Annotated in this window: 9 protein-coding genes; 5 read left to right on the top strand and 4 right to left on the bottom strand. The window is 42.8% G+C overall.

Translation table 11 applies throughout. The features are described 5' to 3' along the window. Positions 1-7: 7 nt before the first annotated feature. Positions 8-2,239 (bottom strand): right-handed parallel beta-helix repeat-containing protein, encoded by a 2,232-nt coding sequence (locus tag ABUE30_RS07650; protein ID WP_408623129.1) that lies wholly within the window; start codon positions 2,237-2,239, stop codon positions 8-10. 280 nt (positions 2,240-2,519) lie between these two features. Between ABUE30_RS07650 and ABUE30_RS07655 the strand changes: the two genes are divergently transcribed. After that, on the top strand, positions 2,520-4,382 hold the full coding sequence (locus ABUE30_RS07655) for a putative nucleotidyltransferase substrate binding domain-containing protein (RefSeq protein WP_408623130.1): 1,863 nt from the start codon (positions 2,520-2,522) through the stop codon (positions 4,380-4,382). Continuing rightward, a complete protein-coding gene (locus tag ABUE30_RS07660) occupies positions 4,382-5,122 on the top strand; it encodes a 3'-5' exonuclease (RefSeq protein WP_408623131.1) in 741 nt (246 codons plus the stop codon). The genes ABUE30_RS07655 and ABUE30_RS07660 overlap by 1 nt, the downstream gene beginning before the upstream one ends. A 242-nt stretch (positions 5,123-5,364) precedes the next feature. On the opposite strand, the gene ABUE30_RS07665 is transcribed toward ABUE30_RS07660, so the two are convergent. Together ABUE30_RS07665 and ABUE30_RS07670 are read right to left on the bottom strand one after the other, a co-directional pair. Then, positions 5,365-6,528: an oligogalacturonate lyase family protein gene (locus tag ABUE30_RS07665; RefSeq protein ID WP_408623132.1), complete on the bottom strand. Its 1,164-nt coding sequence runs from the start codon at positions 6,526-6,528 to the stop codon at positions 5,365-5,367. Between the two features lie 82 nt (positions 6,529-6,610). Then, positions 6,611-8,386: a sodium:solute symporter family protein gene (locus ABUE30_RS07670; protein ID WP_408623133.1), complete on the bottom strand. Its 1,776-nt coding sequence runs from the start codon at positions 8,384-8,386 to the stop codon at positions 6,611-6,613. Between the two features lie 492 nt (positions 8,387-8,878). Here ABUE30_RS07670 and ABUE30_RS07675 point away from each other — a divergent pair, with 492 nt between their 5' ends. Then, positions 8,879-9,580, top strand: a complete 702-nt coding sequence (locus ABUE30_RS07675; protein WP_408623134.1) for a dienelactone hydrolase family protein — start codon at positions 8,879-8,881, stop codon at positions 9,578-9,580. 32 nt (positions 9,581-9,612) lie between these two features. Here the strand turns inward: ABUE30_RS07675 and ABUE30_RS07680 are convergent, their stop codons facing one another. Next, positions 9,613-10,374 (bottom strand): class I SAM-dependent methyltransferase, encoded by a 762-nt coding sequence (locus ABUE30_RS07680; RefSeq protein WP_408623135.1) that lies wholly within the window; start codon positions 10,372-10,374, stop codon positions 9,613-9,615. Between the two features lie 98 nt (positions 10,375-10,472). Between ABUE30_RS07680 and ABUE30_RS07685 the strand changes: the two genes are divergently transcribed. Together ABUE30_RS07685 and ABUE30_RS07690 are read left to right on the top strand one after the other, a co-directional pair. Then, on the top strand, positions 10,473-11,261 hold the full coding sequence (locus ABUE30_RS07685) for a helix-turn-helix transcriptional regulator (RefSeq protein ID WP_408623136.1): 789 nt from the start codon (positions 10,473-10,475) through the stop codon (positions 11,259-11,261). 206 nt (positions 11,262-11,467) lie between these two features. Beyond that, entirely contained in the window at positions 11,468-12,643 is a 1,176-nt protein-coding gene (locus tag ABUE30_RS07690; protein WP_408623137.1) for a 5-methyltetrahydropteroyltriglutamate--homocysteine S-methyltransferase, read from the top strand. Positions 12,644-12,680: the final 37 nt, after the last annotated feature.

Below are 12,680 nucleotides of genomic sequence, written 5' to 3' on the forward strand. Positions count from 1 at the left end.
ATAAACGTTAGTTTTTATTTAAAATCCGTTTTAACTCTTGTATTTGTTTACTAGCTTGTTTTTCATTTACAACAACTTCATTAACTACTTTTTCTATTTCACTTTTTACTTTAGCATTTAAATCAACAGTATTTTTACCATTGATATAAAATTCATTACTCGAGCTTATATCACCATGCACGGCATCATCATAGTGTTTACCTTTATCCAAATGCATAGATATATTCTGAGACAAATAATTACGACGTAGAATTTTTCCGTATGGATTATTACGAAGAATATAGTTGAACCGTTGATTATTTATAGCTATGTTATCCATGATTGTCAGCGGGCCAGGGTTGAAATTATCTGTAATCCCATCCATATGGTTATTAAATGATAAACTATGAACAAGTGTATGCGCGACAGGTAAACCTTCTCCACCGAGTTTAAAGCCATTGCCTCGATGTCCCCCTTTCATATTTTTCATATGAAAAGTCTGGCCATTATTAAATGCAATAGAGTTAATAATTTTAACGGCACCATCTGGACCATCTTCAACTTTATTGAATAAGTCAAATCCATCATCAACATTATGGTGTGATACACAATTGACTAATGTGTTGCCATCACCGACACGCATTTTAACGGCAAAACCATCGGCATTGATTTGGGATTTATCCATGTTGTTATAACTTTCACTATTAGTAATGAGGTTATAACTCGCCCAAAGTGCTCGGCCAATACCACGTTTTGATGTCACTTGAATGCCTGTATCAGGCGCTTCATGAACGACCACATGGTCAATCCAGTTATGACTGCCATTAATAATGAGTCGTTCACCAACCACTTCAAAATTCAATAGCTGCCAGTTATCTGCTTTGACATGAACCATTCCGGTAAAGCTCACATCACCTTCACCAACTAGCCGTTTAGGTTGAGTTGGTGTACCTGATAACGACTTATCAAGTGTAATACCTGGATATTTGCCACTGGTAAGATGAATTTCACCACCTTGAGGCAACAATTTGATCGCAGTTTCAATATCTAACGGTGATTTACGACTACCTGCGTTGGTCGCTTTACCATCGGGTGAAACATAAATGTCGTAGGGGTCAGCTAATCCAGACTGGTACGTCACTTGCCACTGACGTTGAGTACTTACTTGAGTTTGCCCAGCTCGAGTAAACATCAATTTAAAATCACTTTTAGCTTCAACTTGAGCAGGAACAGATAATAATTCACCTGCTTTAACAGCTACGGCATTCCCTAGTGGATGACCATCTTGTATGACTTGATATTCACCATCGTAGTTGGCAACAGCTTGAACGACGTAATCATGGACAGTCGTTATAGCTGGTGATGCAACTTCGACCAACATCTGTATCGCGGGTGCTTGGTAAGCAGGCGTTTGCAGCGTGTGCGCCTGAGATGTTAGCAATGTGACGTTTTGAATTTTGACTTTGGCATTACGGGCGGCGAAAAAGCCCACATATTGATGTGTTTTGTCTTGAATGCTAACCAAGTTCGCGGGTGCATTTTTGATGGTATATTTAACTTCAGTTTGACCCGGTTGCTGAATACCCACCACAAAATCTTTATCGGTGCGCTGCAATGTCATGTGATAGGTGTGGTTAGTGTCATGCACTAGCCCTTCGACATAATCATGGCGTTTTAACAGATTATGGGGACTTCCCCAAGGCGCACGGACCCCACGCCGGAATGAAGCATTTGCATTCGCTTGATTATCATTACTACGGCTATGTGAACGGAGTAAGTTCATCACCATATTCGAAGACGATGGGAATTCTTCATGGCCCAATGGCTGAGGATTAGCACGAGCTGGGCCAATAATATCGCGAACAATAAGACCCGCACCTTCTTGACGGTTAGGGGTCGCACCCGTTTCTGGCCCAAGCTGTTCTAAGGTGACATCAGCCGACAGCGTGAAATTCTCAGATGTTGGTAACACAGTATAATAAAACGTTCCCCCTTCGTGAGAATTCGCTAATTTTCCACCTCGACTTTCGATCGTAAAGTGGTCCAACAAAGGGCCTGCTTGCGTCACTTGTTTCCCATCATGAGTAACTTGATTAGTACCAATCTTATTCGGCAGAATCGTTGATCCAAAATTCAAATCGGTCGATTGACCAAAAGTAATCGGAACCCATTCCCTTGATTGCGCGACCGAATTAGCGGAGTACATCAGCAGCAAGGCTGATGCACAAGCATTCAATACTAAACCATAATTTTTTTTCATTATTTCACACCCGAAATGTCACAAAACGTCAAAATAAATTGATCATTCATTCACATAAAAAACAAAATAGAAACATTGTTTCGTTTTTTTATTATTGATGTTTTACTATTAAGGGATTAATGTTTCAAACAAAACAAATGGAGAGTGTGACTAACAGCTATAATTACTTACAAAAACGCTTTATTTTTGTGATTACGTTCACTTTTATATTTATTGTTCTATAGGCATTTAAGTAGGACTAACGTAAGATAACTTATGCTTTAGTTGTGTAGGAGCTCACTTGAATAATACCTTGATCCCAAATATTACTGATTTTCTTGCTCAGATCGATCCGTTTGACAAGCTCCCTTTAGAGCTTCTTGAGGCCATCGCTCATGAGGTGCAAATCCAATATTTACAGCACGGTGATACACTCGAATTTCGGAGTGATGATTCTGAACATTATCTGTATATCATTCGTACTGGGGTGATTGAACAACGCTTAGAAAATGGTGATTTACGAGCTCGTTTAGGGGCAGAGGATCAATTCGGATTTACTTTTTTCCAACATCAGAAAAGCGATGAGCAATATCAAGCTAAAGTACTTGAAGATGCGCTGCTTTATTTAGTCCCTCGCAGTGGTTTGCAGAAAGTTCTTGAAGATTATCCGCTGTATCAAGAAGACTTTGATGCGCATGCTTTGGTTCGCCTTAATTCAGCATTAAAGGTGAATTGGTCCAGCGAAAAAGCGCTATTTATTCGTAAAGTTTTTGAGCTTGCCAGTGATAAAATAGCCATTGTCGACAGTCACATGTCGATCAGTGATGTGGCCCATCAAATGAGTCAAATCACCCGCAGTCCACTAGCCGTAGTCAAACATCAAGAAACCATTGTCGGCATCATTACGGATCGCGATATTACCCGAAAAGTAGTCGCTAAACGTATCGATTACGATACCCCTGTAACACAAATAATGACTCCGAATCCAATTACTATCGATGAAAATGAACTGATTATGCACGCGGCTGCATTGATGATGCAGTATAATGTACGTAGTCTACCCGTTACGCGCCAAGGGCAGGTTTGCGGGCTGTTGACGACGTCTCATTTAATTCAACACCACCGAATGCAAGCGCTCTTTTTGATTGAAAAAATCAAATATGCTGAGACTATTGATGAACTAGCGACACTGTCAACTGAAAAACAGGCCGTATTTGAAGCACTGATCGATGGCAAAGTCAGTGCTAAAGCGACTGGGCATGTTATGACTCTCATTATGGACGCTTATACTCGACGCTTAATCGATCTGGCCATTGAAAACCTCGGTGAAGCGCCATGTACCTTTAGTTGGGTGGTCGCAGGCTCTCATGCCCGCAGTGAAGTACATCTATTATCAGATCAAGATAGCGCCATTATTGTGCCCGGTAATAATTTAGCAGAACCTGATAAAACTTATTTACAACACTTGGCGCTGTATGTGTGTAACGGTTTAGCGCGATGTGGCTATCCATTATGTAGTGGTCGCTATATGGCAGCAAATCCATCGTGGTGTCAGCCTTTAAGCAAATGGGAAAGCTATTATAAAAAATGGGTTGGTAATCCAGAATATGAAAAGCTATTACATGCCACCGTATTTTTAGAAGTGCGTACATTGTATGGCGACCCAACACTTTCAGAACAATTACAACACAGCTTATATGAGCTCATTCAAAAAAATTATCAGTTTTTGAGTTCACTCACCGAGTCAGCCATTTTGAATAGCCCACCGCTAGGTATATTTAAAAGTTTCGTGCTAGAAAAATCAGGTGAAAATTCTAATGAACTTAATGTAAAAAAATATGCCATTAATTTAATTGTAGATTTAGCTCGAATTTATGGATTATCTGTTGGCTGTGAAGCAACCGGAACGGAAGAGAGATTTAAAGCAGCCTATGATGCAGGAAAAATAAAAAAAGACGCGTATCAAAATATTATCGGGGCTTATCAATTTTTAATGAAAATTCGATTAGATCATCAGTTAAAAGCCCTTAAAGCAGGTGAAAAACCAGATAACCATATTTCTCCTGAACAATTCAGTAGTTTTGAGAGAAAACATTTAAAAGAAGCATTTAAAATTATTTCTGATACGCAAAGCTTTGCCAAACTTCACTTTGGAAGGCACTAATGGGGTATTATCTTAATCGACTTTTAGAGCCACTGGCCACCTACAATCGTGCAAAAATAGCCAATCGATTTCCTCAGTTATTAACGGAGCCGGGAATTGGTGAATGGTTACGAGCTCTCGAACCTGATCCAAATATTATTCTGTCACAACAAAATTATCTGGTAGTCGATATTGAAACAAGTGGGTTTAATCCAGCCACTGATGCCATTTTAAGCATCGGTTTTGTACCCATTGATCAAGGCCGAATTAATATTGCCAAAGCAGAACATTATTATATCAGTGACGCGTTAAAGATCTCTGCCGATAGTGCTGTTGTTAATCATATTACACCGCAGTTACTCGCCGAAGGCGAACCTCTTGAACAGGCTTTATCTGCTTTTTTCCGTGCACTCGGCTCTCGGGTCCCTATCGCTCATGGTTGTTGGATGGAACAACAGTTTATCGAGTATCAAACACGTGCCATTTGGGGGTTAAAAAAACTCCCTTTGCACTGGTTAGATACCCTAAAAATTGAAAAAGCCAGAATGGCTAATGGCTGTGTCCCACATCACCACGATGTTCGTTTAGCCAATGTCAGAAAGCGTTATCATCTTCCTAATTATCAAGCTCACAATGCATTGTTCGACGCGATTGCAACCGCCGAATTATTCCTCGCATTAACTCGGGCCATTTATAGTCAAACCCCTCCCACTCTGCAAGAGTTCTATCGCTACCAATTAAAGGCCAAAAGCGCCCTATAGGAATTATTTGGTCGCTGATATAAGTGAAATTTTTCGATATAGCATACTCAAACGTATCAGCAAATCTTCGCTGGAATATCATGTACCCTATGCAGTCATGCTCGATGTATTACACAACATCCCTTGGAGCCCCATATCGTCAACTCTCAAGAAAATATGTGCGCATGCGCGCGGCATAAAAAAGCCACCTCATATGAGATGGCTAAACGAGTCAATAATAAGGATATATAACAGGTAAAATTTTACTTAAACTCTTCTGGCACATCGGCTAGGTAAATCGCAGGAACTCCTTCAAAATCACTGGTGTAAAGAACCCAACGATTATCTGGGCTAAATGATGGATGAGGGTGAGTGATCTGACGATCGCCATCAAGTACTTGCCAAGAACTAGAATGTTTAACCAATGGGTGTGCTTGTTGCGTGCGGCAGTTCAACACATAGAGGAACGGGTCGTTTTTAATCTGGTAATTTTCACTGTCGGCCACATCAACTGGCGCATCACAGCCATCACCCACCATCAACGAGCCATCAGTGTTACTCATCAAGTGAGAACATTGTGGCATTTCCATCACTTGCTCGTTGGTTAATGTCTGAGGATCAGCCTTATGAATAACTCGCTCTGTTTTACCTTTAAAATATGAGACATAAGCCAATGCGCTGCCATCTGGGATCCAGAATTCATGGGTACAAGACTCCCCATCAGCCTGCTCGTGAACTTTACGCATATCAGAACCATCACGATTAATCAGCCACATCCGTTCAACCAGATCATGGGGCCCTTCGTGACAAAATGCGATGGTATTATTATCAAATGGTCGATAAATAGGGTGACCCAACCAGCGGTCTTCTTGTAACACCACATCTCGTTCGCCGGTTTGAATATCAACATTGATTAAACGACAGGTTGGATTTGTAAAATAGTAATCTCGGAAAATCTTCCAATCAGTCAGCGGCTGCCAACATGATTTAGCAATCTCAATCCCAACTAATTGAGTACAATCGCTATTGGCCACCCATGTGCCATAGCCAACCCAATCTTGCGGCACTTGATAAACTAATCGCTCTTCGAGTGATGTTAAGTCCACCTGTAACAGGTCAGCACCATTTTTGACATAAAATAACGATTGTTCATCATGACTTAAAAAACCGCCAAAGGTGTTATCGCCTTGCCCTTCCGTGAGCTGACGCGCCTGTTGAGTGTTTAAGTCCAACAGATAGTAGTTGCGATTACCTTGGTCAAAATCCCCAGCAAACAGGAGTTTACTCGCATCATTGGTAAAGCATTTTTGATAAAAATAGTTGCGATGACAGGTGACATCCGTTGGCGTTAAGCGGGTATAACGAATATTCGTATCATCATCGGTGTACTCTTGAAATGAAAGAGAAACAATAGAACCTTTAGACATACTATACAACTCCGTAATTATTAGAGCAGCGATGGCCGAAGCCAAAGCTGCTTTTCAATTCGCTCACTATGCAATTACGTAACTAGCGGTGCAAATGTGGCGCAACCTCAAGGAGGCTCTCATTCCCTTTAGTGGCGCTTCGCATCAGCATATATCCAACGAACAGTATTGCTAGCGCACAGCACAAGAACAGGAGTCGACCCCACATGGGGTTTGGAATAAGTACCATTAAGACTAATCCACAACCCATGACGCTAACCAACATCCCCAGTTTTTTACGTTGTTGACGGTCAAATTCATCTTGGCCTTCACTTGCAACGACTTCCGTATTTACGTCTTTAAAGAACTCAATGGTATTTTCTTTATATGGGTCTGTTTCAGGGTTGTAAAATAGTGAAGTCAAGCAGAAGAAGCCCAAGGTAAAGATAAGGTGAGCGGCAATGGTGTCAACTAACCGCAGCGCAGAGAACTCACGACCGGTCAGATGATGAACACCAAACCAACTAGCAACCACATTAGGAGTTACAATTTCAAAGATCATGTAACTGACGAACATCCCGAAGATGACAGTCACCCATGGTGCCCATTTAGGTGTTTTGCGAATAAAGATACCGGCGAACAATGGCACCAAAATAGGTGATTGTAGCAGCGTCGCAACAGTCATCATCAAGTCAAACAAACTCATATGTTTGAGAGAGTTAAAGAACTGTGCCATGAAGATAACTAAAATGCCGTTAACAACACAGACGATTTGACCGGCCGCTAAGTTCTCTTTATCGCTCGATTTACCTTTACGCAAAACCGTTGCATAAAAGCTGCGAACAAAGATCCCTGAGTTACGGTTGAGTGCTGAATCCATGGATGACATAGTTGCTGCAAATAGACCTGCCATCAATAACCCAACGGTTCCGGTTGGCATCGCATTATGCGCAAAGACCAGATAAACCGCGTCAGTTGCTTTCGCGCCCAACTCCGGATAAGAGGCCGCAGCATTCGGATACAAAATAGCACTCGCCCATGGGGGAATAAACCAAATAATCGCACCACAAACCATCAACCCCATTGCCAGCAGTGCTGCTTTGGTCGCATTTTTAGAGTCTTTAGCATTCAAGAACCGATATGATTCCTGCATGTTGTTGATACTCTGCAACTGTTTAACAACGAAGAAGAAGAACGTACCGACCATTAGCATTGGGAAATGCATGTCTGGTCCCATGATGAATCCCGATGGAAATTTAGTAATAATTTCCCCAGGTCCACCAACAACCACCAACGCCACAATCGCGCACGCAACCGAAATCACCGCTACCACCAAGGTTTGGATGAAATCTGAAGCAACAACCCCCCAAGCCCCACCGATCAAAGAGATCAATAACACAACGATGCCAGTGACATAAATCGTGGTGGTGATATCGGCTTTAAACACAGCGGAAGCAAACACCGCTAAACCGTTTAGCCAAACCCCAGCATTAATGACACTCAGTGGAATAATCACCCAAGTAAAGAACTGTTCATTCACTGAGCCAAACCGGCGACCCACACCTTCGGTCGGTGTATCAACGCGCATCTGACGAAACCGTCGCGCAAAATAAAAATACGCAGCGACATACGCCAAGATGTTACCAATAAACACACCTAAAATAGTGAAACCATCGCTATACGCTTTCCCAGCAGCTCCAGTAAATGTCCACGCTGAAAACTGTGTCATGAACGCTGTAGCCCCCACCATCCACCAGAGCATTCGTCCGCCCCCTCGAAAGTAGTCACTACTACTATTTGAGGCCATTTTTTTAAAGATCACGCCAATGACGACCATCAGCAAAAAATAGCCCCCAATGACTAGGTAATCGTAGTTCATATTCCATTCCTTGAAACGTTGTTTTGATTTAATCAAATAGTAATTTTGAATTGAGATTGACGCCGTGATGTAAATCGAAACTTCGGTTCATTTTTTTTATTTATGCCAAAAATGTGATGAAGATCTCTTTAATATGAGAGGTGCTATCGTAATACAATGGCTGAAAGGAGATGCTATGAACACAATAGCATCGTTATTGTTGATACTGAATGACTATATGACTTTAGATAATTTTTTATTTTTAACAAATATGTCAATTGATTCAATCTATTATGCTCTATCGACACAACTGCATTTTTTCACGAATCAAAGCAGAGAAATAACTCGCAGTTATATGATGAACTATGCCAAATCGAAAACATTGGATTATGCACAATACCTCCAATGTTGATCGTATATCATGTGCAATGACACATAAGCCCATCAAGACCTATAGCAACCAACATTTTCATATCTGCTTAGATATGACATCACCTACATATAGAGGTACATATGACACAGTCGTGGAATAACATTCTTAGTGATCAACCGTTTACCGGATACCTCAGCTTACCGCCAACAGGACAAGGCCCTGCTTTGGTATTACTCCAAGAAATCTGGGGAGTGAATCAACATATTCGCGATGTCGCTGATAGTTATGCCCAAGCAGGATTTGTAGTACTTGCCCCAGATGTATTTTGGCGACTCACTGCGCGACTTGATTTAAACTATGATGAGGTAGGTAATCAAAAAGCCTTTGAGTGTTATCAAGCACTCGACACCGATCTCGCTGTTCATGATATTGTAACCGCCATTAATTGGCTTAAGCTGCGTCCTGAAGTCACTGGGAAAATAGGTATTATTGGTTATTGCTTAGGTGGTCAATTGGCCTATCGCAGCGCTGTCGCTAGCGAGCATATTGACGCGGCTGTTTGTTATTATGGCGGTGGTATTGTCAATCATCTGGATATCGCCGAGCAGCTTACTCAACCAGTGATATTTCATCACGGCGAACGTGATGAACACATTTCCACCGATGATATTATCAAAGTTAAGGCAGCGTTCGCGGGAAGAGAGAATGCCCAATTCTACGACTATCCGCAGGCTGGGCATGGCTTTAACTGTTGGGGTCGGCCACTTATGTACCATCAACCATCAGCTGCTTTAGCGCAAGGCCGCTCACTGGTGTTCCTAGCCCAACAGTTATGCCATTAAATGAACCCATACTCAGATCAATAGCAGCGCGGCTAACTCGCCACAATCAATGCCGACTGTAAGGTAAAGCTATCCTTGGCATTGATCTCATAAAAATCACGTACTGAATTTGGCGCTTTTTGAATGAGTGAGCGAATCGTGGCCACATGCTCAGCAGGTGGCTGCATTCGCTCAATCCAGCTTTGAAACTCTAGAAATAGCGGAAATTGCTGGCATGATTGTAACTTGAATCCTTGTTGAGTCAGCGCCTGTAACCATTGCGACAACGTAAAGTCGCGCACATGCGATGGATCACGAATCGTCTCAATGGTTTGTAGCCAACTATCAAGCAGTGGCTCGTCGGATGAAATGACATCAATGATCATCACTTGGCCCGATGGTTTTAACACCCGACGCATTTCGCTCAGCGCCGTTGACCACTGCGTCCAATGATGCGCACTATAGCGCGTGATCACCACATCGAAGTGATCATCTGCAAATGGTAAAGAAGCAACATTCCCCTGGCAGGTTTGCAAATTGGTTAGACAGCGTTTTTGTGCTTCTGTGCGAACCACTTGCAACATCGCATTAGATAGATCAAAAGCGACAATCTCTTTCACCTGCTCCGCCAACTGAAAACTAACATGGCCACCACCGCAGCCCATATCTAAGACTCGGGCCTGTGGTTGCTCGCCAACTAATTGTCTAACCAATTGTAAATCATCACCTTTAGCGTGAACTTCGCTATGTAAATAGGCATTGGCTTGGGGCGAAAACTGCGCTTGCAGCAATTGTTCATGGGTGGTTTGATTCAAAATTTACTCCTTAATCGGGATGACATAAACTATCGATTATCGTGAAAGCGAAGTCGTCGACCAACAAGTCCAGTTGATATAGGGGGATAAAAACAACCATGCTAGAAACTGATAATTTATTGGGACAATTTATTCGCGTTCATCGCCAGCAATTAACACCACCCGAGCAAACCCATGGCCGTCGCCGCACACCAGGCTATCGTCGTGAAGAGCTCGCGCAGGCGGCCGGATTAAGCACCACATGGTTAACTCGTCTAGAGCAAGGTCGCAGCCTAAGCGCATCCGTCACGGTGTTAGCGCGCTTGTCACAGGCATTGCAGCTTAATCCAGCCGAAAGAGCGACGTTATTTGAGCTAGCTGGTAAATTTGACCCCTACAGCAATACGCCCGCGCTCGCTCAAAAAAGATTAATCAAGCCACTCCAAGATCTTCCTGATCAATTTCATGGGCCGTGTTACTTGCTGGATTCATCTTGGAATGCTTTATGTTGGAATCATCAGGCCGCCCAGCTATTTATCGGCTGGTTAGATATTCCCAATCATGACCGAAATTTACTTCGTTATACCTTTTTAAATCAGCAAGCCCGACAATTAATTCCAAACTGGGCTGAGCGCGCACAGCGATTGGTTGCCGAATTTCGTCTCGATTACACTCATCAAAGCGAGGACCCTCAAATCATCGAGTTAATCGATGAGTTAACGGCACAAAGCACTGAATTTGCAGCGCTCTGGCAGAACCAACAGGTGCGCTATCGTGATGGAGGGAGCCGCTATTTTGCCCATCCACAGTGGGGAGAGTGCCAATTCCAGCAAGTCACCTTGCAAGTCAGTGCAATCCCTGAGCTCAAGCTGGTTTGCCTACTCGAAAAAGCGATCAAAGATGAATAAAATTCATTATTTTATCGTAAGTCATTCCGCTATTAACGTTGGAAGTGATAAAACAACCAGAGTTAGTTTAAAAACAGGCTCAAAATCTTTGGGTTACTTTTCAATAAAATAATCAATATGAATATTTTTCACCTAGCCATCTAAATGGCCATGTTAGTCTGAATGGGTTCACATAAACATACCCCTCATCTAAGGAGTTCAGACTCATGTTGCAAACACCAATCACCGCACCATTTCGCGCAGATGTCGTCGGCAGTTATCTACGCCCAGAATATTTGCATCAAGCCCGTCGCCAGTTTGAACAAGGTGATATTGATGCAAACGCGTTAAAGGCCATCGAAGATAAAGCCATTAGTGAACTTGTCGAAAAACAAAAAGCGGCAGGGCTGAAGGTCATCACTGATGGAGAGTTTCGGCGCAGTTGGTGGCACCTTGATTTTATGTGGGGCCTCAATGGGGTAGAAAAAACAACCATTGATCGGGGCTACGTTTTTGCTGAGGTTGAAACGCGGGCAGAAAGTGTCCAGCTAACTGGAAAAATCAGCGGTAAAAATCATCCCTTTATTGACCACTTTAAGTTTTTAAATCAATTTTCCGAAGCCGCTATTTTGCCGCGTCTGACTATTCCGGCACCCGCACAATTTCTTGCTGAACTCTTACGTGGCAAAAACAAAGCAGTGACTGAGTCGGTCTATGCCAATATCGACGAGTTGATTGAAGATATTGCCAAGGCTTATCATAGTGTAATGCTTGATCTGAGCGCTGCTGGGTGTCGCAATTTACAGTTAGACGATTGCACTTGGGGGATGTTGACCGATCAACGTCTGACCTCTGGTGCCGTTGAAGCGCAAAAAGAACATGCGGCATGTGATTGTGGTCTGTCCCATGAGCCCATCAGTCACACGCAAAAAATTGCCGATATCGCTGAACGCTATCTCACCGTCAATAACGCCGCTATTGCCAATGCACCGAAAGAACTTACGTTGACCACTCATGTCTGCCGCGGCAATTATCGCTCGACATGGGCTGCAAGCGGAGGTTATGCCCCTATTGCTGACTATCTCTTTAGTCGAGAAAATGTTGATGCCTATTATCTTGAATTCGATACTCACCGTGCCGGCGATTTTTCGCCTTTAGCGAAAGTATCAGGCAACAAAAAAGTTGTATTAGGTTTGATCTCATCAAAAAATCCTGAGCTTGAGGATGCCGAAGCGATTGTCTCGCGCATTCAAGAAGCGGCTCAATATATTCCGTTAGATCGCCTATACCTAAGCACCCAGTGCGGATTTGCCTCAACCGAAGAGGGCAATAACCTCACTGAAGTACAGCAGTGGGAAAAAATAGCACTCGTGCAAAAGGTCGCGCAGCACGTCTGGGGATAAACAAGACGCCAACGCAATATAATCTCAGATGACAAGC

This window comes from Celerinatantimonas yamalensis (assembly GCF_046054155.1).
GTDB lineage: Bacteria > Pseudomonadota > Gammaproteobacteria > Enterobacterales > Celerinatantimonadaceae > Celerinatantimonas > Celerinatantimonas yamalensis.

Coding starts and splice junctions, on each gene's coding strand:
- ABUE30_RS07650 (WP_408623129.1), bottom strand. CDS start 2,239: ATGAAAAAAAATTATGGTTTAGTATTGAATGCTTGTGCATCAGCCTTG.
- ABUE30_RS07660 (WP_408623131.1), top strand. CDS start 4,382: ATGGGGTATTATCTTAATCGACTTTTAGAGCCACTGGCCACCTACAAT.
- ABUE30_RS07665 (WP_408623132.1), bottom strand. CDS start 6,528: ATGTCTAAAGGTTCTATTGTTTCTCTTTCATTTCAAGAGTACACCGAT.
- ABUE30_RS07670 (WP_408623133.1), bottom strand. CDS start 8,386: ATGAACTACGATTACCTAGTCATTGGGGGCTATTTTTTGCTGATGGTC.
- ABUE30_RS07675 (WP_408623134.1), top strand. CDS start 8,879: ATGACACAGTCGTGGAATAACATTCTTAGTGATCAACCGTTTACCGGA.
- ABUE30_RS07685 (WP_408623136.1), top strand. CDS start 10,473: ATGCTAGAAACTGATAATTTATTGGGACAATTTATTCGCGTTCATCGC.
- ABUE30_RS07690 (WP_408623137.1), top strand. CDS start 11,468: ATGTTGCAAACACCAATCACCGCACCATTTCGCGCAGATGTCGTCGGC.